The organism is Methylococcus sp. ANG (assembly GCF_040730495.1).
Classification (GTDB): domain Bacteria; phylum Pseudomonadota; class Gammaproteobacteria; order Methylococcales; family Methylococcaceae; genus Methylococcus.
The window spans coordinates 1223253-1248378 of the sequence record NZ_CP160399.1 but is presented as its reverse complement, the minus strand read 5'-3'; the positions used below and the strand labels follow the sequence as shown (position 1 = coordinate 1248378).

Sequence of the window (25126 nt, the reverse complement as noted above, 5' to 3'; positions counted from 1 at the left end):
AAAGCCGGGAATTATAGCGCGAACGGCGCCGTGGATCGTCCGGCACGTTCCGCGTTTCCCGGTGCGGTTTCGGGGTGAGGCAATTCACCTGCCGGTTTGAGTGAAATCACGCGGTCCCGCCGGGCGGGAAGGTGATGACCAGGTGGGAAGGCCGTGATTCATGCGATATCCGGGGCGAGGTTTTCGGCTGGTCCGATACCTGCGTCTCGGCTTCCGGCCACATTGGCCGGTAATGTCATACCCAACCAAATATGGAAAGTTATAACGATGACTAAAATTATAAACTCACGGAGTCTGTCGCTGGCGGCCCTGACGATGGGCGCCGCCGTCTATGCCTCTTCCAGCGCCGCCATGATGGGCGGCGGCTGCATGATGGGCTGCACGTCCACCACCGTCATCGACCCGCCCCGCGGAGCGGCGTTCGCCGATCCGGTGGAGCTACCCAATCTGTCGACGACCCCGGGCGTCGTCGAAGTCAACCTGGAAGCGAAAATCGCACCCGTCAACATCAACGGGACGACGGCGAACCTGCAGACTTACAACGGCCACTTCCCCGGCCCCACCATCAAGGTGAAGAAAGGCGACATCCTGAAAGTCCATTTCAAGAATTCGCTGCCCTACACCGGGGTCAACGACATGGGGATGCCCCGCGACATGACCAATCTGCACACCCACGGCCTGCACGTCTCGCCCGCCGGGAATGCCGACAACGTCCTGGTGCATTTCCTGTCCGGCGAGACCTTCGACTACGAGTACGATCTCTCGCTCCACCGCGGCGGCAACCTCAATTTCTATCACCCGCACGTCCACGGTAACGTCGCGGAGCAGGTCTGGGCGGGGCAGGCGGGGGCCTTGGAGGTGGCGGACGAGAGCACGGTGCTCTCGGGCTACGAAACGCATACCCTGGTCCTGAAGGACATCACCCTCAGCGGCGGAGCGCCCGCGGCCCACACTTCTTCGGACTTCATGGACGGCAAGGAGGGCGACACGATGATGGTGAACGGCCAGGTCAATCCGGTGCTGGCGATGCGGCCGGGGCAGGTGCAGCGCTGGAAGATCGTCAACGCCAGCAACGCGCGGTTCTACAAGCTCAGCCTGGCCAGCCATTCGCTGCGGGTGGTGGGCACGGACGGCGGCCTGCTGGACAAGCCCTATGCGCAGAGCACCGTGCTGCTGTCGCCGGGCGAACGGGTGGACGTCCTGGTGAAGGCTTCGAGCACCAAGGGTTACTACAAGTTGCAGGCCTTGCCATACAACCGGGGGGCGGGTGAGTCGGCCAACCAGCAGATCACCCTGATGACCGTGAACGTCACCGGCTCCTCGCTGAGCCAGAGTCTGCCGGCGACGGTCGATTCCGGCGCGACTCGGCTGAGCGTGCCGGCCAACGCGGTCACGCGGCAGATCACCCTGAGCATGGGGATGGGCATGATGGGCGGCGGCTCGGCCACCATCAACGGCATCGCCTTTTCGGACACCGAGGCCTACACCATCACCTCGGGACGCGAAACCTACGAGGTCTGGGAAATCTATAACCACAGCATGATGGACCATCCCTTCCATCAACACGTCAACCCGGCGCAGGTGATCTCCATCAGCGGTGGCGATTCGGCCTACAAGTCGCTGTACACCACGACGCCGGCCTGGAAGGACACCGTCATCGTGCCGGCCATGGGGAGCGTCAAACTGCTGGTGCCGGTGAAGGATTACGGGGGGACCACGGTATTCCATTGCCACATCCTCGAGCATGAGGACATGGGCATGATGGGCCTCTGGGACATCCAGTAGGGAATCCAGAATCCGGGGCAGGGATGCCCCTTCCGTCACACGCCCAGCTTCTTTCGTTTGCGCCACAGCGTCGCCCGGCTCATCTTCAGCAGCCGGGCGGCCTGGTCGATGCGTCCGCCGGATTGCCGCAACGCCGTGCGGATCCGCTCGGCCTCGTCCGGCACAGGTTCCGCAGGCTCTTGCGGCACGGCATGCTCTTCGCGGAACTCGGGCGGCAGATCGTCGAGTTCCAGCACCTCTCCCCGCCCCACGGCGAAGGCATATTCCACCACGTTCTGCAATTCGCGCACGTTGCCCGGCCAGGGATGGTCGAGCAGGCGGCGCATGGCGTCCGGGTCGATGCGGAAGACTCGGCGCAGGCCGCGGCCGTTGTGCCGCTCGATGAAATGCCACAGCAGCAGGCCGACGTCTCGTCGGCGCTCGCGCAAGGGCGGCAGGAAGATGGGAACCACCCGCAGACGGTACATCAGGTCCTCGCGGAAGCGGCCCTTGCGCGCCGCTTCGCGCAGCGAGCGGTGGGTCGCCGCCACGATGCGCACATCCACGCTGAGCGTGCGGTCGCCGCCGACTGGGACGAAGCTCTGTTCCTGAAGCACGCGCAGCAGCTTGGCCTGCAGTTCCAGCGGCAGTTCCGCGACTTCATCCAGGAACAGGGTGCCGCCGTCGGCGCGCTGGAACAGCCCGGCATGACCGCGCACCGCCCCGGTGAAGGCGCCGCGGACGTGCCCGAACAACTCGCTTTCCAGGAGGGAAGGCGCCAACGCGGCGCAGTTGACCGCGAGAAAGGGCCCCTTGGCGCGGTGACTCTCGGCGTGCACGGCGCGGGCGATCAGTTCCTTGCCCGTGCCCGATTCGCCGCGCACCAATACCGTGGCGTCGGTTTCCGCGACATTGCGGACGATGCGGAACACCTGTTTCATCGCCGGTTCGCGGGTGATCAATCCATGCAGGATTTCGACGTCGGCTTCGGCCAAAGGGGTGCCGACGGTTTCGATCGCGGTGAGCACCTCCAGCCGGCCCCGGGCGCTCCCGCCCCGGTCCCGCAGGGGCTGGAACCGGCGCCGCGCCAGCAGCGCCGAGCCATCCGCCCGCTCGACCCGAATTTCGTCCTCGCCCATCCCGGGGGCTTCGTCTGCGGCAGGACGGCCATAGCCGGGCAGCAGCCGGGCGATGGGTTTGCCGGCCGCAAAATCGGCCGTGTGGCCCGTCAGGCGCTCGGCGCCCGAGCTCCAGTAGCTCACGCGTCCCTCCTCGTCCAGGAGATAGAGGGCGCCCGCGCATTCGAGTCCGGCCAGCGCATCGAGCAGGCAGCGTGCGTCGAGAGGGAGGCCTGGGAGGGTATCGCTTCGAGGTTTCATGAGGTTTCACGGATCGTAGCAAGTGTTTCATGAGTGGATCATAAGATGAAACACTCCTGGCTGCGCGATGCCGCTGGATTTGTCGGGAGCGTCTATGAATCAAGTGATTAGCCTGGTGGCACGGGTTTTGATCCCGTGATTGCATGAGACAAGACTTTTTGAAGGAGGGCCGGATGATTTTCAGACAACTGTTCGAGACCGATACTTCGACCTACACCTATCTGCTGGGCTGCGAACGCACCCGGCGCGCGGTGCTGATCGATCCGGTGGACACTCAGGTCGCGTGCTATGAAGAGCTGCTGCGCGGGCTGGGGCTCAGGCTGGTCTACACTTTGGAAACCCATGTGCATGCCGATCACGTCACCGGAGCTTCGCTCCTGCGGGAGCGCCTGAACAGCAAGAGCGTGGTGCACAGAGACGCGGGGGCCGGATGCGCCGACCTCATGGTGACAGACGGCGTGCCGCTGCAGGTGGGCGATCTGGAGTTCGAGGTGCGCCACACGCCGGGCCACACCGCCGGCTGCGTGAGCTATGTCATGAGCGACCGGGTTTTCACCGGCGATGCCCTGTTCATCGACGGCTGCGGCCGCACCGATTTCCAACAGGGCGACGCCGGGCAGCTCTACGACAGCATCCAGCACCGGCTTTTTTCTCTTCCGCCGGACACGCTGGTCTATCCGGGGCACGACTACCACGGCAACACGGTGAGCACGATCGGCCGCGAGATGGCCCGGAACCCTCGTCTGGGCGGCGGCAGGAGCCGGGAGGAATTCATATCGCTCATGAGCGGCCTGGAGCTGGATTATCCGAAATACATCGACCGGGCACTGCCTGCCAACCAGGCTTGCGGCCGGCTGCCCGCGGCGGAGCCTCACGGGTGATCCACCGATGACCTTGGCGCTCGTATTGGCTCTGGGGATCGGTCTCCTCCTGGGACTGCTGGGAGGCGGCGGATCGGTGCTGATGGTGCCGATGCTGGTCTATGTCGCCGGATTTTCTCCCAAGGAGGCGATCACGACGTCGCTGGTCGTGGTCGGTTTAACCAGCCTGACGGCGCTGATCGGCCACGTCCGGGGCGGCCGGGTCTGCTGGAAGATTGGGGCGGTGTTCGGCCTGGCGGGAATGGCCGGCGCCTACGGCGGCGGCCGGGCCGCGGCGGCGCTGCCGGGCGGAATCCTGCTGATCCTGTTCGGCCTGGTGATGCTGGCGACCTCGGTGGCCATGCTGCGAGGGCGCCGCGGCGTCGATGCTCCTTCAGGCAGGGCAACGATGTGCCCATTGAGGCTGCCGCTCTTTGCCGTCCTGTTCGACGGCGGGATGGTCGGAGCCTTGACGGGACTGGTCGGTGCGGGCGGCGGCTTCATGGTCGTGCCGGCGCTCAACCTGCTCGGCCGCTTGCCCATGCATGCGGCCGCGGCGACCTCGCTCCTGGTGGTCGCCATGAATTCGCTGGCGGCCTTGCTGGGCTATGCCGGGCATGTCCAAATACGCTATGACCTCGCCGGTCCGATTGCGGGAGCGGCGGTGGCCGGGAGTCTCGCAGGCGGATTGCTGGCCGCGCGGTTGGGCGGAAAGATCTTGCGCCGGATGTTCGGCGGATTCGTTGCGGTGGTCGCGGTCTTTCTGCTGTATCGCGAGCTCACGCCGGAACGGCTGGACGAGATCGGCGAGCTCGTGTCAGCTCACCCGGACTTTTTCCGCGGCGCCGCGGCGGTGCTGGCGGTGATGCTGCTGTCCCGGCTGCGCGGCTGGCTCCATGCGCGCTACTTCGGCGCCGGCAGTGCGGTCCATTAGAAGCGGGTCGGGCCGATGTCGAAAAAGCATGCGGTCTGTGTGGTGAAAATCCCGAAAAGGTGTACGATTGACGCATTCGCGCCTGCCGGCCACGGTCCGCGGCCTGATTCCGACGGAATGCGAGGGATTTCATGAAGCCATACGATGGGTTTCGTTCTGTCTCGGCTGCCGCGCAGCAGGCCGGTACGACCGCGTTTCGGCGCCTGGCCGCACTTGGCCTGCGTTCTCCGCTGGCGCGGGAACTCACGCTGGCGTTGCTGTTCAAGATGATCGTGCTGTCGGGCCTGTGGGCGCTGTTCTTCCGCTCACATCCGGATGCCCGGGAACCTCCGCGTCCGGCGATTCTGCTCGGCTCCAGTCCCCTTTCCTCTCCCAACCAGGAGGCGCTCAAGCCATGATCGGTGAAGACATCGTCAACCTTTCCAGGCTGCAATTCGGCCTGACCGCGCTCTACCACTTTCTGTTCGTGCCCTTGACCCTGGGGTTGGCTTTCCTGCTGGCCATCATGGAATCGGTCTACGTGATGACCGGCAAGGAAGTGTACAAGGACATGACGCGGTTCTGGGGCAAGCTGTTCGGCATCAACTTCGCCATGGGGGTGACGACCGGCATTACCCTGGAGTTCCAGTTCGGCACCAACTGGTCCTATTACTCGCATTACGTCGGCGATATCTTCGGCCCCATCCTGGCCAGCGAGGGCCTGGTGTCGTTCTTCCTCGAATCGACCTTCGTCGGCCTGTTCTTCTTCGGCTGGGACCGCATGAGCCGGGTCCAGCATCTGTCCGTCACCTGGCTGCTGGCGCTGGGCACCAACACCTCGGCGTTGTGGATTCTGATCGCCAACGCCTGGATGCAGCATCCGGTGGGCACGGAGTTCAACTACGAGACCCTGCGCATGGAGCTGACCAGCTTCGCCGACGTGTTCTTCAATCCCGTGGCCCAGGTCAAGTTCGTGCACACCGTCGCGGCCGGCTATGTCACCGGGGCGATGTTCGTCCTCGGCATATCCTCCTGGTATCTGCTGAAGGGGAGGGACATAGGCTTTGCCCGTCGTTCCTTCTCGATCGCTGCGGCGTTCGGGCTGGCGTCGGTTCTCTCCGTCATCGTGCTGGGCGACGAGAGCGGCTACACCGACGGCGAGGTGCAGAAGGTGAAGCTGGCGGCGATCGAGGGGGCCTGGGAAACCGAGAAGCCGCCGGCAGCGTTCACGGTCGTCGGATTCCCTGATCAGGACCGGCAGGAAACCCGCTATGCGCTCAGGATACCGTATGTGCTCGGCCTGATCGCCACGCGCTCCATCGACGAAGAGGTCAAGGGGCTGAAGGAACTGCGGGAGGCCAGCCTGGCCCACATCCGCAGCGGCCAGATCGCCTACGGGGCGCTGGAGCGGATGAGGGGGGGCGACGCCAGCCCGGCGGTGAAAGCCGATTTCGAAGAACACAAGGCGGACCTGGGCTTCGCCCTGCTGCTTGCCAAGTACACGGAAGGGATCGCCGGGGCGGGCGAAGACCTGGTGCAGAAGGCCGCGACGGACACCATACCCCACGTCGGCCCGTTGTTTTGGACGTTCCGCATCATGGTGGCCTGCGGTTTCACCATGCTGTTCATCTTCGTGATGGCCTTCTATTACTGCGCGATACGGGTGGCGGACCGAAAGCGCTGGCTGCTGAAGCTGGCGGTCTGGTCCATCCCCTTGCCCTGGATCGCGGCGGAAACCGGGTGGTTCGTCGCCGAATACGGCCGCCAGCCCTGGACCATTTCCGGCGTGCTCCCCACGCATCTGAGCACCTCCTCGCTCAGTACGGGGGATCTCTGGTTCAGCATCGCGGGTTTCGCCTTCTTCTACACGGCGCTCCTGGTGATCGAGCTTTACCTGATGCTCAAGTACGTCAAGCTCGGCCCGAGCAGCCTGCACACGGGGCGATACCATTTCGAGCGGCCGGCGGCGGCGCTCTCCAGTTCAGCAGCCTGACAGGCATCGGGAGGTCCACATGTTCGACTATGAAACCATGCGGGTGATCTGGTGGGTGATCACGGGCGCGGTGACGACGGGGTTCGTGCTCACCGTGGGATTCGATTTCGGCATCGGCGCCTTGCTGCCCTTCATCGGCCGCAACGACGTCGAGCGGCGGGTGGTGATCAACACCATCGGTCCGACCTGGGACGGCAACCAGGTCTGGCTGATCCTGCTCGGCGGCGCCATTTTCGCGGTGTGGCCGGCGGTTTATGCGACGCTGTTCTCGGGGCTCTACATCGCGATGCTGCTGGTGCTGTATACCCTGTTTTTCCGGCCGGTCGGCTTCGACTACCGCAGCAAGCTGGAGTCTCCCCAGTGGCGCAACGCCTGGGACTGGGGGCTGTTCATCGGCGGCGCGGTGCCGCCGATCCTCATGGGCGTTCTGGTGGGCAATCTGCTGGTCGGCCTGCCGTTCCATCTCGACGGGAGCCTCCGCGCGTTCTATGACGGCAGCTTCTTCGGTCTGCTGATGCCGTTTCCCCTGCTCTGCGGCGTGATCGGCCTGCTGGCCTGCGTGTTTCACGGCGCGGTTTACCTGAGCTGCCGGACCGAAGGGGCCATCGAGCAGCGTGCCCGGCGCGTCGCCGCGATCGGCGGTGCGGTCCTGGTCGTGCTGATCGTGCTCGCCGCCGCTTGGGTGATCCTCGGCGTTCCGCGTCCGGAAATCCTGACCATGGCCGGGCCCAATGCGCCGTCCAACCCGATGGCGAAAACGGTCGATTTTTCCGGAAGCTGGCTGGCGAACTTCCAGGCGCATCCGCGCATGTTCGTCGCTCCCGCGCTGGCGGTGCTGGGGGTGCCCGCGGCGGCGGCGCTTGTCGGCACCGGCCGCGCCGCCGCCGCTTTCGCCGCCAGTGCGGTGGGCATTGGCGGCCTGCTCTGGACGGTAGGATTCGGCCTGTTCCCTTTCATGCTGATCTCCACCGCCGATCCCCGCAGCAGCCTGACGATCTGGGACGCCAGCGCGAGCCATCTGAATCTGCAATGGTCTCTGGCGATTACCCTGGTGTTTCTGCCCATCGTATTGCTCTACACCCAATGGGCCTATCGGGTGATCTGGGGAAAGGTCACGGCCGCGGACATCGCTAAGGGCGAACACACGCTTTATTGACGGTTTGATGAAACGATCGGGGAGGTGTGAGATGTGGTATTTCGCATGGATACTCGGGGTGGGTTTCGCCTGCGCATTCGGCGTCATCAACGCCATGTGGCTGGAATCCGTCTGTGACATCGACGATCAGGGTGCGAGCGGCGCCGACAATTGATGGACACCGCCAGTCGTCCGGAACCCGCCGGGCGTCCGGCCTGTCGAACGGACTCCAACGGGTAAATTTTTCCAGGAGTTGCATCATGAAGCGGAATATCTCAAGTGTCCTGGTCTTTGCCGGTGCGCTGGCGCTGTCGGCCGGTGTCACGGCCGGTGAAGACTTGGCCGAGCAGCAGGTGCCGAAAGCGGTGCTGGACGCCTTCAAGGCGGTTTATCCGAACGCGACGGACGTCGAGTACGAGAAGAAAGTGAAACACGGCGAGACCGTCTACGAAATCGAGTTCAAGGACCAGGGCGTGGAGCGCGAGATCGTGTACAGCGCCGACGGGAAGGTGTTGAAGGCCGAATTGGACGATTAGGGACGATCGGCCGCGGCGGCGGAACTTGAACACGGCTGTGGACGATTCCACGGGTGCCGTTCGATGAAGGCTGAGAGGGCACACTGTCCACCACCGTGCGGCTGATCGCCGAAGACGGCGAGCTCGATCTGGTCGAGGGATTCCTCACGGGGGACGAGCGCGCGGCCCTCGGTTCACGCCTGCTCGGCGAACTGGCTTGGCATGGCGAGGAAATCGCGCTGTTCGGACGGCGGGTGGCGGTGCCGCGCCTCTTGTGCTGGTATGGCGATCCGGGTGCGGTCTATCGCTATTCCGGCGTCTCCCACGAACCCTTGCCCTGGCACGAGGTGCTCGCCGATTTGCGGACCCGCATCGAGGCGTTCAGCGGGCATGCTTTCAACGCCGTCCTTTGCAACCGCTACCGTACGGGCCGGGACTCGATGGGCTGGCACGCCGACGACGAGCCCGAGCTCGGCGAACGCCCGTTCATCGCCTCGTTGAGCCTGGGAGCGGAACGGTCGTTCCGGATTCGCCATCGCCGCACCGGCCGGACCCTGGATGTGCCGCTGCGGGATGGGGACCTGCTGCTGATGGGCGGGGAGCTGCAGTCCCATTGGAGGCACTGCATTCCCAAGACCGCCAAGCCCTGCGGCGAACGCATCAACCTCACGTTCCGCCGCATCGTGCCGCGTTCCTGAAGGGCGCGGGCTCAGGACGGGTGGTACTGGTACAGCCAGGTTTCGGACATCACCTCATCCTTGTAGCGCAAGTAGCAGCGGATTTCGACCGGGTCCGGCCCAGTCACCGCCAGGTCGAAATGGGTGCGCCAATGGCCCGGCACGTCATCCGGCACGGCTTCGATTTCGATTCGCGACAGCTCACCGCGAGAGGCTGTGATGACGGGTTCCGGTTCCTCGCTAAAAGGAAGCTTCGCCAGCGGCTTGCCGAGGAATTCGACCATGAATTTGCGCACGCCCTTGGGACGCGGCTTGCCGGGCTGGCCGCCGTTGCCGAGCCGGGTCGCCACGCAGCGCGCCAGCGTGCTGGAGAAAGGCTCGTCCGCCAGCCAGTGGATGCGGTAGCGCAGGTCGTAGGTTTTGCCCGCCGCGGCGGGCTCCTTCGGCACCCACATCGCCACGATGTTGTCATGGATCTCGTCGTCGGTGGGGATTTCGGTCAGCTGCACCGCGCCCTCGCCCCAGTCGCCGAGCGGTTCCACCCAGGCTGAGGGGCGCAGGTGATAGCGCACGCCGTCCTGGTAGTGGTCGAGCACCCGGTCTCGCTGACCGAGGCCGAAGCCTTTGGGTGATTTGTCGGCAAAGCTGGACACCTGGATGCGGGCCGGATTGTTGAGCGGCCGCCAGATATGTTCGCCGACGCCGGTCCACAACGCCAGGCCGTCGGAGTCGTGCACCTCGGGCCGCCAGTCGGCCGAGGTGGGCTTGGCGGTCTCGGAAAACCAGTACATCGAAGTCAGCGGCGCGATGCCTAAACGCTCGATGTCCTTGCGCAGGAACAGCGCGGCCTCGATTTCCATGATCACGCCTTTGCTCCGCTTGAGCGAGAACTTGTAGGCGCCGGTCAGGCTGGGGCCGTCCAGCAGGGCATGCACGATCAAGGGGTCTTCGGTCTTGGCCGCGGCTTCGAACCAGAACGAGACGAAATCCGGGAACTCCTCCGGGTTGGAAGTACCGGGACTCAGCGCGATGCCGCGCGCCGACAGGCCGACCTGACCCAATTCGCCGATGGCACGGAAATACGAGGCGCCGAGGAAAGTGACCCAGGGTTCGCGCTTCTTCCAGTCGGAACCCTTGCGGCTCTCGTGCACCCAGAAGCCGGCGAAGGCGGAGGGATTGGCCGGAAGGTCTTTGGCCACATGGTCCGGTCCCATGGTGAAGAGTTTGGGATCGTACAGGATCTCCCGGGACGTGCCTTTCTCGACGACGTTCATCGTCACCGTCTTGGGGAAGAACATGCCGACGTGCTGGAACGAGATGGGATAGACGCTGCCGGTTTCGGCCCACAAGGCGGCTTCCTTGCGGTACTGCAGCTTGCCGTGGGCGTCGTAATCGATTTGCTTGACGACCTCCGGGTTCGGCTGGGGAGGCGGCGTGTAACCGCGGCCGGCCCGTTCGCGCGCCAGCGCCTTAAGGGTCTCGAAGGAGAACGGGGTGGGCGCCCCGAATTTGAGTCCGGTTTCAGGTTCGGCATGAACCGTTCCGGCTTTGAACAGCGAAAGCGCATTCACCGCGACGGCGAGTTGAAGGAAATTGCGGCGGCTGAGACTCATGGGATCGAATCGTCCTGCAGGATCGTTGTTGAGGAAGGCGGCGAGGCGTCGAGCTCCCCCGCCGGAGCGGCGCATATTCTAAGGCCGCGCCGGCAGTACTCAAGAGAGGGCGGTCAGAGTACGAACTTGCAGCCGATCAGCAGGAGGAGCGAGGCGAGTGCCGGCCGCAGCAGCCATTCCGGAATCCTGGCGCTCAGGTGGCTGCCCAGGTAGATGCCGGGGAGCGAGCCCACCAGGAGGCTGCCGAGGAGAGCGAAATCGACGTTGCCCATGTGCAGATGGCCCAGGCCGGCGACGGCGGTCAGCGGGATCGCGTGCGCCAGGTCGGTTCCCACGACGCGGACCGTCGCCAGGCGGGGGTACAGGAACAGCAGTGCGACGGTGCCCAAGGCGCCGGCGCCGACCGAGGAAAGGGTGACCAGTACGCCCAGAATGACGCCGACCAGCACTGTCAGCGCACCCTGCCAGCGTCCGAAACGTTCCGTATGGGTCAGGCGCTGAACCGGTGATTTTTGCGAAAGCCGTTTGCGCAGCAGCAAGGACAGGCCGGTAAAGATCAGGGCGACGCCGAGCGTCGTGGTAATGATCGCGGTGACCGCCTCGTCCTTCTTGAATACGGTTTCCAGCAGATAGACGACGGCCAAGGCCGCCGGAATGCTGCCCAGCGCCAGTTGCAACACGACTTTCCATTCGACCGACCGGTGGGTGCGGTGATGGACGAGGACGCCGCCGCCCTTGGTGATCGCGGCGAACAGGAGATCGGTCCCCACGGCCGTTTTGGGGGCGAATCCGAACAGGAAGACCAGCAGGGGGGTCATCAGCGAGCCGCCGCCGACACCGGTCAAGCCGACCAGGAACCCCACCAGCAGTCCCGACATTGCGTATGCAGTAGTCATGACCTTTTCCGGCAAAAGGCCCGCAGTCTATAGGAGGAGCAATATATTAGGCAGAACTTTTTCGTTATAGAATTATAACTATCTGGAATAAATGGGCCGGGAAAGTCACACAACTCCCGGCGGCAAGGCCGGATCTGCCGGGGCGATGCCCGGTCCCTGGCGCCAAGACTATCTTTTCAACCGGTTTTCCTGGAAACTAACCGCCAGTAAACAAGCACTTGGAGACATGGATAAAGCAACACGTACATCCGGACGGCTTCGGATCGCCGGCATCACGCTGCTGGTGCTGGCGGGAGCGGTCCCCCTGCTTCTTGCGGCACCGCTCAAGGTCTGGCTGGCATATCTCAGGGACGCGCGCGCCTGGTTCGACGGCATCGGACTGCTGGCGCCGCCCGTCTTCATCCTGGTTTCCGCGCTGTTGACGGCCATGGGCTTTCCCCGCCTGGTCTTCTGCGTACTGGGGGGGCTGCTTTTCGGTGTCGCCTGGGGAGCGCTCTGGAGCGAGCTGGGCACCGTGCTCGGCGCGTACGGCACGTTCCTGTTCGCGCGCTGGTCGGCCCGTGAACTCGTGCTGAGGCGCTATCCCAAACTGCAAGCCCTTGCCGCCCGGGTCCAGGGCCGGAAAGGCTGGTGGTCGGTCGTTCTGATCCGGCAGATCCCGGTCGCGGGGCTCTACAACGACATTCTGCTGGGCGTCAGCGCGATCGGCCATCGCGATTTCTGGATCGGCACCGGCCTGGGTTTTCTTCCCCAGGGCATTGCGGCGACCCTGGTCGGCGCCGGGATGGTGCAGACGGATTTCGTCGACGTCGGCCAATATCTTGCCGTCGCGGCAACCGCTCTCCTCGTTTTGACGCTGGCCTGGAACCGCCTCGTCGCCCAGGCCGGCAAGCAGCACGCCACCTAAGCGGCCGCTTTTCCCGCCACCAGATCGGTCAAGGCATCGAGGAGGATCTGGCATTCCTCCTCCGTGCCCACGGTGATCCGGAGGAACTGGTCGATCCTCGGCAGCTTGAAGTGGCGGACGATGATGTGCCTTTCACGCAAGGCCGCCGCGAGTTCGCCGCCATCGTGCATAGGATGGCGGGCGAACACGAAATTGGCGGCCGACGGCAGCACTTCGAAGCCCAGATCGGCGAGTGCCTGGCTGACCCATTGCCGGGTCCACATGATGGCCTGCCGGGACCATTCGAAGTGGTCGCGGTCGTCGAAGGCCGCGACTCCTCCCACGATCGCCAGGCGATCGAGCGGATAGGAATTGAAGCTGCCTTTGACCCGCTCCAGCGCCTCGATCAATCCCGGATCGCCGAACGCGAAGCCGATGCGGAGGCCGGCAAGCGACCTGGATTTCGACAGTGTCTGTATCACCAGGAGATTGGGGAACCGGTTGAGCAGCGCCGCCGCCGATTCGCCACCGAAGTCGATATAAGCCTCGTCCACGATCACGACCGAGTCGCGGTTCCGGGAAAGCAGCGTTTCGATGTCCGCGAGGGGCAGCACACGCCCCGTCGGCGCATTGGGATTCGGAAAGACGATGCCGCCGTTGGGTCTCAGGTAGTCATCGATCCGGATCTCGAAGCTTTCGGTCAGCGGTACGGTCTCGTACGCGATGTCATACAGCCCGGAATAGACGGGGTAAAAGCTGTAGGTGATATCGGGGAACAGGATGGGCCGCGGGTGTTTCAGCAAGGCCTGAAACGCGTGCGCCAGAACTTCGTCCGAGCCGTTTCCCACGAAGACCCGGTTCGTACCGATGCCCTGGTATTGAGCGACCGCGTGTTTTAGCTGTTCGGCGTTCGGATCGGGATAGAGCCTGAGCGAGGCACCGAGTTCGCCGCGGATGGCGTCCAACACTTTGGGCGAAGGCGGATACGGATTCTCGTTGGTGTTCAGTTTGACCAGATTGCTCAACTTGGGCTGTTCGCCGGGTACGTAGGGCTTCAGGTCCCGGACCAGCGCACTCCAAAAGGGATTCATAAACTTCTCGAAACGTAGCGGAAGCGCAAAAGATAGCCGACAGGAGCCGCGCGGTCCATGTCGGCGGTTTGGCGACTGCGGGGTACGGCGTCAAGGCGCTCGATTTCCGCCGCTACGAACGGTGCGGCTTGACATTGGTCCCGCGCTCGTGGAAAGGTAATCGCTCTGCGCTGCAAAATGCGAACGGCCGCAAGGGCGTGCGCCGCGGGCCCTCGTCAAGAATCGTCTCATGATCTGTAGCATAATCCCTCTCCGCGCCGGACCCCGGCTGCGGGCATTGACCACTCTTCACAATCCCCATCGATGACCGAGGCAGTATTGAGAAAGACGGAGGCGGAACCGCTTATACCCGCCGAGTTGTTGCAGTATCCGGACGGTTACACCCGATTCGCCGATGCCCTGCTTCGTCGCGGCAAGGTCCGTGAAATGGATCTGGCGAGGGCGAAGCGCCTCGCGGCGCAGGCGGACGACATGCGTCTTCCCGCCTTGCTGGTCAAGCTCGGCGTGGTCTCGGAGCGCGACGTGGCCGAGACCCTTGCCGAGGCCAGTGGTCTTCCCCTGGTCGGTCCCCCCGACTATCCCGATGTGTCGCCCTTGCCGGAAGGCGTCGCGGCCCGGTTCCTCAAGGATCGCCACGCCGTCGGCGTCGCGGCCAGGGACGGAGGCTTCGTGGTGGCGGTGGAGGATCCCTTCGATGCCGAGCTGATCCATGCGCTCGGGCTGGCTTGCGGTCAGCCGGTCCATCCGGTCGTCGGCCTGGCCTCGGAGATCGACCGGGCGCTGGAGCAGCAGATCGGCTCGGGCCGTTCGGTGATGGGCCAGATCGTCGAAAACCTGGGCGGCGACGAGGACGCCGACGAGGCCGACGTCGAGCACCTGAAGGACCTCGCCAGCGAAGCGCCGGTGATCCGCATGGTGAACCTGATCATGCAGCGCGCGGTGGAGTCGCGGGCCTCGGACATCCACGTCGAGCCTTTCGAACAGGCGCTCAAGGTGCGGTTCCGCATCGACGGCGTGTTGCGCGACGTGGAAGCGCCGCCGGTACGCTCCACCGCCGCGGTGATCTCGCGCATCAAGATCATGGCCAAGCTCAACATCGCCGAGCGGCGCCTGCCGCAGGACGGACGAATCAAGCTGCAGGTACAGGGGAAGGAGCTGGATCTCCGTGTTTCCACGGTGCCTACGATGTACGGCGAGAGCGTGGTGATCCGGCTTCTGCACAAGGAAAGCATCACGTTCGACTTCGGCACGCTGGGGTTCGAAGGCGCGGTGCTCCGGCGCTTCCTCGAAATCCTCGAACTGCCCCACGGCATCATCCTCATCACGGGTCCGACCGGCAGCGGCAAGAGCACCACCCTGTATACCGCGCTGCACAAGATCAACACGCCTTCGCGCAAGATCATCACGGTCGAAGACCCGGTGGAATACCAGCTGGAGGGCGTCAACCAGATCCAGGTCAAGCCCCAGATCGGGCTGAATTTCGCGAGCGCCCTGCGCTCCATCATGCGTCAGGACCCGGACGTGATCATGATCGGCGAAATGCGCGATCTGGAGACCGCCCGCATCGCCGTGCAATCGGCGCTGACCGGCCACATGGTGCTGTCCACCCTGCATACCAACGACGCCGCCGGCGGCGTGACCCGATTGATGGACATGGGGCTGGAGGACTATCTCATCACGTCCACCGTGAACGGTATTCTCGGCCAGCGCCTGGTGCGGCGGCTGTGTCAGCATTGCCGCGAACCGCATCCGGCGCTGGAGGAAATCGCGGAGGAAATGGGGCTGCGGCGGTTCCAGCGCGACGGCGAGGTGGTTCTGTACCGGCCGGTCGGCTGCGAACAATGTGGAGGCACCGGTTTTCGCGGACGGCTCGCGATCCTCGAGTTCCTGGTCATGTCCGACGAGGTGCGGCGGCTGGTGATGAGCCATGCCCAGGCCCGGCAGATCGAGGAAGTCGCCTTGCGCGAGGGCATGCATACCATGTATGACGATGGCGTCCGCAAGGCCTTGATGGGGCTTACCACCGTCGAAGAGGTCCTGCGCGTCACCTCGGATTCCTGAAGGCCGCGATGACTCTTCGGCCCTCCGCCCCTGCTCTGATCCCAAGGTAACTCAGGTGCCGCTATATTTTTACAAGGCCGTGAACCGCGACGGCGAATCGGTGGAATCGGAGCGGGAAGCCTCCGACGAGATGAGCCTGGTCCTGGCGCTCCAGGGCGAAGGCCTGATCCCGATCCGGGTGGCGCCCGCCGGTGCGCGTCCGTTTGCCTGGCTCAGCCTGTCGCGGCGCCGCAACCGGATTTCGCAGAAGCACATCGGCATCTTCACGCGGGAGCTGCTGACGCTGCTGCAGGCCGGGCTGCCCCTGGACCGGGCGCTGTTCGTGCTGGAAGACCTGACCCGCGAGGACGTCGCGCTCAATGGCATGATCGGGCGCGTCATCGAACTGGTGAAGGGCGGCTCGCAGCTTTCGGCGGCCCTGGAGCGGCAGGAAGGCGTGTTCTCGCGCTTCTACCTGAACCTGATCCGGGCGGGGGAGGCCGGCGGCGCGCTGGAGGACGTGCTGGAGCGGCTGACGGACTATCTGGAGCGTTCCAAGGAACTGAGGGATACGGTTTCGACCGCGATGATCTACCCCGCGATTCTGCTGACCATGTCCGTCGGCTCCTTGCTGCTGCTGCTCACCTTCGTGGTGCCCCAGTTCGAGGAGATGTTCGAGACCGCCGGCAAGGAGCTGCCGATACCGACCCAGATCGTGGTCGGTGTGGCCAACATCCTCAAGAGTTACTGGTGGGCGCTCCTTGGCGCGGTGCTGGTGCTGGTGGCGTGGGGACGCTATGAACTCGCGGAGCCCTCGCGCCGGCTGGTATGGGACCGGCGCTTTCTCGGCTGGCCCTTGTTCGGCGATCTGGTGCGGAAGGTCGAGGTGGCCAATTTCGCCCGGACGCTGGCAACCCTGCTCGGAAACGGCGTGCCGCTGCTCGGCGGTCTTTCGATCGTCAAGGAAACGCTGGGGAACCGGGCGGTGGCCGAACGTGTCGATACCGCCATGGACAATCTGAAGGAAGGGGGCGCCCTGTCCGGCCCCCTGACCGACGCCGGGGTTTTTCCCACGCTGGCGCTGCAGATGATCAAGCTCGGCGAGGAGTCCGGGCATCTGACCGAGATGCTGGAACGGGTCGCGGTCACTTACGACAAGGAGATCAAGATCACGGTCCAGCGCATTCTCGCGCTGCTGGAACCGGCGCTGATCGTGGGGCTCGGTATCATGATCGGCGGCATCATCGTTTCCATCCTGATGGCGATCGTCAGCGTAAACGATCTGGCCTTCTAATCCCCCAACCCCCTTTCTCTTGCTCGAGGTTTTCGTATGAAGCATAGGCGTTCCATCCGTAGTCGCAGCGGTTTCACCCTGATCGAACTGCTGGTCGTGCTGGCCATCATCGGCCTGCTCGCCGGGCTGGTCGGTCCCCAGGTCATGAAGCATCTGGGCGAGTCCAAGTCCAAGACCGCCCGTCTTCAGATCGAAGAGCTGGCCTCGTCGCTGGACATGTACAAGCTGGACGTGGGTCGTTACCCCACCACCGACGAAGGGCTGAACGCCCTGATCGAACAGCCCAGTACGGCGCGCGTCTGGAACGGGCCGTACCTGCGCAAGAAGAAGGTCCCCCAGGACCCCTGGAACAACCCGTTCCATTACGTCGCGCCGGGACAGCACGGCAAGTTCGACCTGTGGTCGCTCGGCCAGGACAACGCCGAGGGCGGCGAAGGCGAGGATGCCGATATCCTCGGCTGGGAGTAGGGGTGCACCGGGGATGCGCGATCGTGGCTTCACCCTGCTGGAAATGCTGCTGGTGCTGGGCATCGGCGCAATCCTCATGGCGGTCGCGGTCCCCAATGTCATGCCTGCCATCGAAGCCGCCCAACTCAGCTCCGCCGCCCGCGACGTGGCTTCGGGGCTGAGGTTCGCCCGCGGCCAGGCCCTGAGCCGGCGCCAGGAGGTGCGGTTCACGCTCGACGTGCCGGGGCACCGCTACCGGGTCAGTACCCGCCCCAAAATTTTCGGCCTGCCCTCCGGCGTCGGGCTGAAGCTGTTCACCGCTTCCGGCGAGGTCGAGGGCGAAGGGGTCGGCAGCATCCTGTTCTTTCCGGACGGTTCTTCGACCGGGGGGCGGGTGACGCTGGAGGCCGGCGGGCGGAAACGGCTGATCGACGTCAATTGGCTCACCGGCAGGATTTCGTCCAGTGCGGAAGAATCGGACAACACCTGAGTTCCGGACCCAGTCCGGCTTCTCGCTGCTCGAGATGCTGGCGGCTTTTTCCATCATGGCCATCGCGCTGGGCGTGCTGATGCGGGTTTTCGGCGGTGCGACCCGTTCGGCTCGGATTGCCGAGGAGTATTCCCGCGCCGTGATCGCCGCGGAGTCGGTGCTCGACGACGTCGGCGTGGAAACGCCGCTGGCGCCCGGCGTGACCGAAGGCCGTTTCGGCGAGGAATTCCGCTGGATTCTACGGATCGCGCCCATGCCCATCCCGGTCCAGCAGCAGATAGGGCCCAACAACGAGCCCGCCCCGGGCTCTCCGCTGGCCGGCCTCAAGCTGTTCGCCGTGGATGCCAGCGTTGTGTGGGGCGAGGGCGAGGAGCCGCGGGAGGTCACCTTGAGTACCCTGCGGCTGTTCAACGAGAACCCGGCGGGCGGCCCCGGCCGCCTGCCGGGCGGTCCTTTCGGCCCGCGCATGTAACCATGGCGTCCCGCGGTTTTACCCTGATCGAGGTGCTGATCGCGACCAGCCTCCTGGCGGTGATGTCGCTGATCCTGACGGCGAGCCTGCGCATGGCGGCCGCTTCGTGGGAAAAGGGCGAGGTTTCGGTGGAGCGGGCCAGCCGCGCCCTGGTGGTGCAGGAGTTTCTTCGCGCCCGTCTGGCAACGGCGTTTCCGATCCGCGAACCCGGCGAGATGAACCGGTTGGTCCTGGCGTTTCGCGGCGGTCCGCAAACGCTGACTTTCGTGTCCACCTTGCCGGCTTACGTGCGGGGCGGCCTCCACCGGTTCCGGCTGTATCTGGCGCAGCGGGAGGACGGCACGGACCTTAGGGTCGCCGTCCTCCCATTGACCAACAGTCCCCAGGACCCCGTCACGCCCATCGACGACGTGCTCGTCCTGGAAGGCGTGGAGCAGTTCCGCCTGTCCTATCTGGGACAGAACGAACGGACCGACGACCTGATCTGGGTCGAGGAATGGAACGAACCGGTCATGCCGCGGATGGTCCGCGTCGCGATCCAGCCGGAAGGCGAGGATCCTTGGCCGCCGCTGATGGTGGCGCCCCGCCTCGACATGGCGCGGTGAACGCGGCCGGGATACCAATCCGCTACCACGCGAACACACTCCTGATACAAAACCATGGTTAACTCTTGTCCGTGGCTGAAGGTTCCCAGCCATATGAAGGTAGCTTGTTCATGCGTCTTCATCTCTCTCCCTTGACGGAGTGGCCGGCTCTCCCCCCTATGCACCCCCCTTGCCGCCGGCCACTTCGCTTTTTTTCGCCCGTTCCCGGAAAGGGACCGGATCCTCGCCGGAGCGGACGGTGATGGCACGGGCCTGCGGCCAGAAAGGCTTGGCGCTCGTGCTAGTCCTGTGGATGTTGACGCTCATGACGATCATGGCCGGAAGTTTCTCCCTCACCTTGCACCGCGAATCGGAACTGGTCAGCAGCGTCCGCGGTACGGCCCAGGCGCGCGCGTTGGCCGAAGGCGGCATCTACTACGCCATGCCCATGCTGGTCGAAAGAGACCCCACCAAGCGCTGGAAAACCGACGGGACGCCTTATCCGGTCTCGCTGGGCACGGGCCGCCTGACGATTCGCGTCCTGGACGAAGAGGGCAAGCTGGACATGAACACCGCGTCGGACGCCGCGCTGCGGGAGCTCTTCCTGCAGGTCACGGGAGACGAGGGTCTGGCTCAGCGCCTGTCGGATGCCATCGTGGACTGGCGCGATCCCGATGACCTCAAACGGCCCAGCGGCGCCGAGCGCAGCGAATATGAAGCGATGGGGAAAACGGGGCCGCGCAACCGGCCGTTCCAGGTTGCCGACGAACTGATGGAGGTTCTCGGCCTGACCCGCGTGGTTTACCAGCGTATCGAGCCGCTGATCACGGTGTACACCGGGCGCGACGGCATCAATCCGGTCAAGGCCGGACCGGAGATGCTGCGCATCGTGTTCAAGGGCGACGAAGCAGCGGTCGCCGAATATATCGCGCAGCGCTCCGTCGCCATCGGAAACGCCCCGCCGCCGATCCCAGCCAACCGTGCCAACAGCCCGATCAAACTGACGACGGGGGGCGATACCGCGTACGGTGTGTGGGTCGAAGCGGTGCTTCCCGACGGCGACAGAGCCGCCGTGGAGGCGGTGCTGAAACGCCAGCAGAACGCCCAGCATTTGCCGTTTTCCATATTAAATTGGAAAATTCCACGTTTACATGAACCTTCCGGCGGTTTTCCCGCCATTGCCGGATATTGATGCGGGACCGTAGCGACGGGTAGGGACACCGACTTTTCAGCACATGGTGGATTTCAGTAAACCGATAGACCTGGATGTCCAGGCTTTCCTGCGATGGTGGGCGGGCGAACTGGCTTTTCTGGTTCCAGATCGCCTCCGGCGCCTGTTGGGAGGGCGGACATCCTGGATATTTCTGACGTGGCGGGCGGATACGCTGGAGGCGGTTCACCGGACCGCGAACGGAACCCGCCCGCTCGGCTCGTTCACGCTGGACGACGCCGGCCGCGAGGCTTGGCGCCGGCTGCTGGAGGCGGAGCTCGAACTGGCCGAAATCCGGACGGTCTTCCGGCTTCTGCCCGATCAATGCATGACACGCGTGGTCAAGCTGCCTCTGGCGACGGAAGAAAACCTTCAGCAGGTCATCGCATTCGAACTCGACCGCCTCACGCCGTTCAAGCCCGACCAGGTCTATTTCGGCGCGCGGGTGATCGAACGGCTCAAGGCGGCGGGGCAGATCCGGGTGGATCTCGCCGTGGTGCCGAAAGAACGGCTGGATCTGATGCTGGAATCCATGATCGCGTCCGGCTGGCAGCCGGACTACGTGGACGTGAGCGAGGATCCCTTCAAGCGGTCGCACCAGTTGTTGCCCGAACGGTTCATCGTGAAAAAAAGCCGGTGGAACCGCTGGCTCAATTTCGGCTTGGCCGGGCTGGCGGTGGGGCTGGTCCTGGCGCTTCTGATCGTGCCGGTCTGGAAAAAGAGCCAGTGGGTCGACCAGCTCGAGGCCGAGGTGCGCAAAGCGGGCAAGGCGGCCAAGGAAGTGGAGGCCCTGCGGCAGGAGGCTGAGCAGATGGCGCACGAGATGGGGTATCTGGCGCAGAAGAAGCGCAAGGATCCGATCGTGCTGGACGTGCTCAACGAGCTGAGCAAGGTCATGCCGGACGACACCTGGCTGAACGGCTTCCAGTACAAGGACGGGCACCTCGTCGTCCAGGGGCAGTCGCCGTCGGCATCCAGCCTCATCGCCCGGATGGAGACCTCGGAGGAATTCAAGAACACCAGTTTCGTGTCGCCTGTCACCAAGGATGTATCGAATGGCCTGGAGCGGTTCCAGATTGCGTCGGATGCGGTCAATTGGAGGTCTTCTGAAGCGCCTGCTCAACCTGAAAATCCAGGTCAGTAAGTCCAGGGCCGCGGCCCTGGGTTTGCTGGCGCTGGTTATCCTGGCCCTGTACGGATTGATCATGGCGCCGCTGTGGGCCCTGTCCTCCGGCTACGACGAGTCGATCGAGAGTCTGCTGTTCCGGCTGAAGCGCTTTCAGACGGTGGCGGCCGAAAGGTCTTACTGGGAAAGCCGCCTGGAGGAAATCCGCAGCGAAGGCGAACAGGCGAAGAACCTGTTTTCCCAGGCCACGCCCGCTCTGGCCGCCGCGGATCTGCAGTCGCGCATCAAGGATACCGTGACCTCCGCGGGAGGCGAACTGATCAGCACCCAGGTGATCCCCGAGCGCAAGGAAGACCAGTTCACCCGCATCGCGGTGAAAGTGCGTTTGAACGGCAGCACCGAAGTGTTACGGCAAGTGCTGTACGACATCGAATCGGAGCAGCCGGTGCTGTTCGTGGAAAACCTCAACCTCCGCCCCATCCGGGTCCCCCCCCGGCCCGGCCAGAAGCAGGCGGCGCCGCCGGACAAGCTGAGCATCGACTTCGATGCGGTCGGCTATATGTCGCAGAAAGCGCCATGAACATGAGAGTGGACATGGGAAACCTGAGCTCCGAACTCAGGCTGTCGCTGCTGCTCGCAGCGGTCTGCGCGGGGCTGGGGCTGCTGCTGGTGGGCGAGTGGTACAGCGTGGACCGGATGCACCGCATTCCGCAGGTTTCAAAGGCCGCGGACAAGGCCGCGGCGGACGAGCCGGAGCTCGCTCCTTTCGAATTTCCGGACCTCGGCGAGTTCGAGGAACTGGTCGAGCGCCCCCTGTTCGTGGAAGGGCGCAGGCCGCCGCCGGAGGTCGTGGAGGAACCGCCGCCGCCGGTCGCCCGCACTCCGCTGGACCTCAAGCTGATGGGAATGATTTTTTCGCCCAGCGGGAGAACCGCCTTGCTGGTCGATCCTAAGGGCAAGTACAAGCGCGTCAAGGAAGGCGGTGTCGTCGGCGGCTGGGTACTCAAGGAGCTGAAGACGGATCGCGTGGTCATGCAGCAGGATGGGGAGATCAAGGAGCTCCCGCTCCTGAAGACCAAGCCGAAAGCCGCGGCGGGAGGCGCGCCGCAGCCCCCCGCGGAAGCGAAGCCCGGAAAGAAGCCGCCCGCCGGTCTTCAGCCTCCGGACGGCGAGACGCTGGATGAAGAAGATGGCGAAATGGGCGAACCCGATGAGGATATCGAAAGCGACGGTGCCGAGGATACAGAGGATCAAAGCGATGAGTAACCCGTTCAACGAATTGCAATCGACAGTGCATGCCTAAGTTCATTCAAAGAATCGCCGCCGTCTCGGTATCGGCGGCCCTCGGCCTGAGCGGCTGCGAGTCGCTGCTGCCCGAGTATTACAAAAAGCCCGTATCGCCGGATAGCCTAAAAGTCGAGAAGGAGTCGCCGGAGCCCTCGCCCTCGCCGTTGGCGGAAGCCCAGACTGATATGCTCAAAAAGACGGAGTACTACCCGCGGAAAGGCTCGGTGGTCAATCCGCCGTCCTCGAGCGGCGGCTACCCCGGTTCCGGCACGTCCGTTGGCGGCGGTGTGACCGGGAAGCGGGGCGGCCGGGCGGCGGCGCGGAAGGAGGGCAAATACACCCTCAATTTCGACGATGCCGACCTGTCGGAAGTCACCAAGGTCATCCTCGGCGATACGCTGAAGGTGAACTACGTCCTGAGTCCCAAGGTCTCCGGCAAGGTGAGCCTGCAGACCACCCGGCCGCTGACCGAGGACGAGATGATCCCGACGCTGGAAACGCTGCTGCGCATGAACGGGGCGGCGCTGATCCGCGACGGCGGCATGTACAAGATCGAGCCCGACGCCCAGGCCGCGATCAGCGCCTCCGGCCCCGGTGTCGGCCGAGGGGTGATGGAGCCGGGCTACCAGTTGCGGGTCATTCCTCTGCGCTTCATCAGCGCCACGGAAATGCAGAAGGTCCTCGAACCCATCATGCCGCCCAAAGCGGTGCTGCGGATGGATGAGACCCGCAATTTGGTCATGGTCGCCGGTACGGCGGAGGAGCTGGGCGGCGTCATGGAGGCGGTGCAGATTTTCGACGTCGACTATATGCGGGGTATGTCGGTAGCCCTGTATCCGGTCAGGAACGCCGACGTGCCGACCATCGCGGACGAACTGACCAAGGTCCTGGGGCTGGGCGGCAAGGGCGCCATGGGCAACGTACTGCGCATCCTCCCCATCGAGCGCCTCAACGCCATCCTCGCGGTCGCGCCGGAGATGCATCTTCTGCAGGAGGTGCAGGACTGGATCGAGCGACTCGACCGCTACAACACCACGCGTACCGGTAACGTCCACGTCTACCGCTGCCAGCATGTGGATGCGACCGAACTTGCCCGTACACTGGGCGGAATCTTCGGAGGAGGAGCGGGAAGACAGGGTCCGTCGCTGGCGCCGGGACTGACCGGAATGGATGTGGGGAGTGGAACCGCCAGCGGCTTCGGTTCGGCTTCTGCAGCGGCAGGTGGTTTTGGCGGGTTGTCGTCCGGCTATGGGGGGGCGGGCGGTTCTTTCGGCGGCTCGGGGAGTTCGTTAGGAGGCTCGGGGACCAGTGGCACCGGCAGCGGGTCCAGCTTGGGTGGAACTAGCGGCAGTACGGGAACCTCCGGAAGCGGGGGCGGGCTTGGCCGGTCGGGCGGTGGCTTGGGCGGTGGTGGCCTCGGCACCAGCGGCGGCAGCTTCGGTGGAGGAAGGCAGGGTGTGGGTGGTCAGGGAGCGACGATGATGCAACTTGGCGCTAATGCGCGAGTCGTCGCCGATCCTTCGAATAATGCGTTGATCGTCATCGCTAAGAATCAGGATTGGAAGGAAATAGAAGCGGTAATCAGGGAGCTTGATGTATTGCCTTTACAGGTGCTTATCGATGCAACCATAGTCGAAATTACCCTCACGAACGAACTTCAATACGGGTTGAAATGGTTGATCAGTAGTGGTACCAGTACAGAGGCGCTTGGCAGTCCGCTGTTAAGCGCTAACCCGATCAAGGATTTTCTCACCACAACCGGGGGCGCGGCAGCGGGGGGGTTTAGCTATGCGCTAATTGCCAATGGTGGCAACGTTAAGGTGTTGCTCAATATGTTGGCAAAAGAAAATCTGATCAATGTGATTTCCTCGCCTTCGTTGATGGTGTTGAATAATCAACAGGCAAAGATTAACGTGGGTGATCAGGTGCCGGTTCTAACGGGCACGACCGCAAGTGCGACTATCGGCACTACCCAGTTCAATCAATTCCAGCAGCAACAGTCTGGCGTTACTCTCCAAATACGCCCTCGCGTCAATGCCGGCGGTTTGGTTTCTCTGGAAATCTTCCAAGCAATTTCTACGCCCTCTCAAGTCAAAGTCGGCAGCGATCAAATTACCTACCAGTTTGCCAACCGGGAGATACAGAGCATGGTGGCTGTGCCTAATGGCGAGACGCTGGCTTTGGGTGGCCTTATCTCCGATAAGCGCTCCGAGACCCAGACTGGTCTGCCGTACCTGAACCAAATTCCGATGATCGGCTGGATGTTCGGTTCCACCGAGATAAAGCCCGAGCGCACCGAATTGGTGGTGCTCATCACGCCGCGGGTCGTGGAAAAGAAAGGCGACATTATTTCGATCAGCAACGAGTTCCGCCGCAAGCTGACCAATCTTTACAAAGGCGAGCCGGATGCCCAGCCGGCGCCGGTGGAGCCCACCAGCCCCTAAAGAAGGGAAT

Annotated in this window: 25 protein-coding genes; 21 read left to right on the top strand and 4 right to left on the bottom strand. The window is 64.0% G+C overall.

Going from position 1 to position 25126, the window contains the following annotated elements:
- Positions 1 to 267 precede the first annotated feature (267 nt).
- A complete protein-coding gene (locus ABZN20_RS05850) occupies positions 268 to 1785 on the top strand; it encodes a multicopper oxidase family protein (RefSeq protein WP_255556497.1) in 1518 nt (505 codons plus the stop codon).
- A gap of 35 nt (positions 1786 to 1820) precedes the next feature.
- On the opposite strand, the gene ABZN20_RS05845 is transcribed toward ABZN20_RS05850, so the two are convergent.
- A complete protein-coding gene (locus ABZN20_RS05845) occupies positions 1821 to 3143 on the bottom strand; it encodes a sigma-54 interaction domain-containing protein (protein ID WP_367027086.1) in 1323 nt (440 codons plus the stop codon).
- Between the two features lie 173 nt (positions 3144 to 3316).
- Between ABZN20_RS05845 and ABZN20_RS05840 the strand changes: the two genes are divergently transcribed.
- The 8 genes from ABZN20_RS05840 (at position 3317) to ABZN20_RS05805 (ending at position 9257) form a co-directional block, all read left to right on the top strand.
- The gene (locus ABZN20_RS05840; protein ID WP_218807081.1) at positions 3317 to 4024 is read left to right on the top strand and encodes an MBL fold metallo-hydrolase; all 708 of its coding nucleotides are present in this window, start codon (positions 3317 to 3319) and stop codon (positions 4022 to 4024) included.
- A 7-nt stretch (positions 4025 to 4031) separates the two neighbouring features.
- Positions 4032 to 4937: a sulfite exporter TauE/SafE family protein gene (locus ABZN20_RS05835; RefSeq protein WP_367027085.1), complete on the top strand. Its 906-nt coding sequence runs from the start codon at positions 4032 to 4034 to the stop codon at positions 4935 to 4937.
- Positions 4938 to 5068: 131 nt separating this feature from the next.
- Positions 5069 to 5335: a cytochrome oxidase putative small subunit CydP gene (gene cydP, locus ABZN20_RS05830; RefSeq protein WP_218807079.1), complete on the top strand. Its 267-nt coding sequence runs from the start codon at positions 5069 to 5071 to the stop codon at positions 5333 to 5335.
- A complete protein-coding gene (locus ABZN20_RS05825) occupies positions 5332 to 6909 on the top strand; it encodes a cytochrome ubiquinol oxidase subunit I (RefSeq protein ID WP_218807078.1) in 1578 nt (525 codons plus the stop codon). Before cydP ends, ABZN20_RS05825 begins: the two co-directional genes overlap by 4 nt.
- A 19-nt stretch (positions 6910 to 6928) precedes the next feature.
- Positions 6929 to 8065 carry a cytochrome d ubiquinol oxidase subunit II gene (gene cydB, locus ABZN20_RS05820; protein WP_218807077.1) on the top strand — a complete coding sequence of 379 codons (1137 nt, stop codon included), beginning with the start codon at positions 6929 to 6931 and terminating at the stop codon, positions 8063 to 8065.
- A 31-nt stretch (positions 8066 to 8096) separates the two neighbouring features.
- Positions 8097 to 8219 (top strand): cytochrome bd-I oxidase subunit CydX, encoded by a 123-nt coding sequence (gene cydX / locus ABZN20_RS05815; RefSeq protein WP_218807076.1) that lies wholly within the window; start codon positions 8097 to 8099, stop codon positions 8217 to 8219.
- Positions 8220 to 8304: 85 nt separating this feature from the next.
- Positions 8305 to 8580, top strand: coding sequence for a PepSY domain-containing protein (locus ABZN20_RS05810; protein ID WP_218807075.1), 276 nt, complete (start codon positions 8305 to 8307; stop codon positions 8578 to 8580).
- Between the two features lie 95 nt (positions 8581 to 8675).
- Positions 8676 to 9257, top strand: coding sequence for an alpha-ketoglutarate-dependent dioxygenase AlkB family protein (locus tag ABZN20_RS05805; protein ID WP_218807074.1), 582 nt, complete (start codon positions 8676 to 8678; stop codon positions 9255 to 9257).
- 11 nt (positions 9258 to 9268) lie between these two features.
- On the opposite strand, the gene ABZN20_RS05800 is transcribed toward ABZN20_RS05805, so the two are convergent.
- Both ABZN20_RS05800 and ABZN20_RS05795 read right to left on the bottom strand, forming a co-directional pair.
- Positions 9269 to 10849, bottom strand: coding sequence for a glucan biosynthesis protein (locus ABZN20_RS05800; protein WP_367027084.1), 1581 nt, complete (start codon positions 10847 to 10849; stop codon positions 9269 to 9271).
- Between the two features lie 113 nt (positions 10850 to 10962).
- Positions 10963 to 11745 (bottom strand): sulfite exporter TauE/SafE family protein, encoded by a 783-nt coding sequence (locus ABZN20_RS05795; RefSeq protein ID WP_218807072.1) that lies wholly within the window; start codon positions 11743 to 11745, stop codon positions 10963 to 10965.
- A 226-nt stretch (positions 11746 to 11971) separates the two neighbouring features.
- Here ABZN20_RS05795 and ABZN20_RS05790 point away from each other — a divergent pair, with 226 nt between their 5' ends.
- Positions 11972 to 12652 carry a TVP38/TMEM64 family protein gene (locus tag ABZN20_RS05790; RefSeq protein WP_218807071.1) on the top strand — a complete coding sequence of 227 codons (681 nt, stop codon included), beginning with the start codon at positions 11972 to 11974 and terminating at the stop codon, positions 12650 to 12652.
- Here ABZN20_RS05790 and hisC read toward each other — a convergent pair.
- Positions 12649 to 13722 (bottom strand): histidinol-phosphate transaminase, encoded by a 1074-nt coding sequence (hisC, locus tag ABZN20_RS05785; protein WP_367027083.1) that lies wholly within the window; start codon positions 13720 to 13722, stop codon positions 12649 to 12651. The two genes, ABZN20_RS05790 and hisC, sit on opposite strands and share 4 nt — an antisense overlap.
- 303 nt (positions 13723 to 14025) lie before the next feature.
- On the opposite strand from hisC, the gene gspE reads away from it, so the two are divergent.
- The 11 genes from gspE to gspD all read left to right on the top strand — a co-directional run bounded on the left by gspE (position 14026) and on the right by gspD (position 25116).
- Complete coding sequence (gene gspE / locus ABZN20_RS05780) at positions 14026 to 15783, top strand: type II secretion system ATPase GspE (protein ID WP_367027082.1); 1758 nt, start codon at positions 14026 to 14028, stop codon at positions 15781 to 15783.
- Positions 15784 to 15838: 55 nt separating this feature from the next.
- A complete protein-coding gene (locus ABZN20_RS05775; protein WP_218807068.1) occupies positions 15839 to 17056 on the top strand; it encodes a type II secretion system F family protein in 1218 nt (405 codons plus the stop codon).
- Positions 17057 to 17092: 36 nt separating this feature from the next.
- Positions 17093 to 17524, top strand: coding sequence for a type II secretion system major pseudopilin GspG (gene gspG / locus ABZN20_RS05770; protein WP_218807067.1), 432 nt, complete (start codon positions 17093 to 17095; stop codon positions 17522 to 17524).
- A 13-nt stretch (positions 17525 to 17537) separates the two neighbouring features.
- On the top strand, positions 17538 to 17993 hold the full coding sequence (locus tag ABZN20_RS05765; RefSeq protein WP_218807066.1) for a GspH/FimT family pseudopilin: 456 nt from the start codon (positions 17538 to 17540) through the stop codon (positions 17991 to 17993).
- Positions 17968 to 18465, top strand: a complete 498-nt coding sequence (locus ABZN20_RS05760; RefSeq protein ID WP_367027081.1) for a type IV pilus modification PilV family protein — start codon at positions 17968 to 17970, stop codon at positions 18463 to 18465. The genes ABZN20_RS05765 and ABZN20_RS05760 overlap by 26 nt, the downstream gene beginning before the upstream one ends.
- 2 nt (positions 18466 to 18467) lie before the next feature.
- A complete protein-coding gene (locus ABZN20_RS05755; RefSeq protein ID WP_218807064.1) occupies positions 18468 to 19070 on the top strand; it encodes a prepilin-type N-terminal cleavage/methylation domain-containing protein in 603 nt (200 codons plus the stop codon).
- A gap of 241 nt (positions 19071 to 19311) precedes the next feature.
- Positions 19312 to 20241: a general secretion pathway protein GspK gene (locus ABZN20_RS05750; protein ID WP_218807063.1), complete on the top strand. Its 930-nt coding sequence runs from the start codon at positions 19312 to 19314 to the stop codon at positions 20239 to 20241.
- A gap of 43 nt (positions 20242 to 20284) precedes the next feature.
- Complete coding sequence (locus tag ABZN20_RS05745) at positions 20285 to 21403, top strand: PilN domain-containing protein (RefSeq protein WP_367027080.1); 1119 nt, start codon at positions 20285 to 20287, stop codon at positions 21401 to 21403.
- Complete coding sequence (gspM, locus tag ABZN20_RS05740) at positions 21345 to 21965, top strand: type II secretion system protein GspM (protein ID WP_367027079.1); 621 nt, start codon at positions 21345 to 21347, stop codon at positions 21963 to 21965. The genes ABZN20_RS05745 and gspM overlap by 59 nt, the downstream gene beginning before the upstream one ends.
- Before the next feature lie 14 nt (positions 21966 to 21979).
- Entirely contained in the window at positions 21980 to 22651 is a 672-nt protein-coding gene (locus ABZN20_RS05735) for a hypothetical protein (RefSeq protein WP_367027078.1), read from the top strand.
- 29 nt (positions 22652 to 22680) lie between these two features.
- The gene (gene gspD, locus ABZN20_RS05730; protein ID WP_367027077.1) at positions 22681 to 25116 is read left to right on the top strand and encodes a type II secretion system secretin GspD; all 2436 of its coding nucleotides are present in this window, start codon (positions 22681 to 22683) and stop codon (positions 25114 to 25116) included.
- Positions 25117 to 25126: the final 10 nt, after the last annotated feature.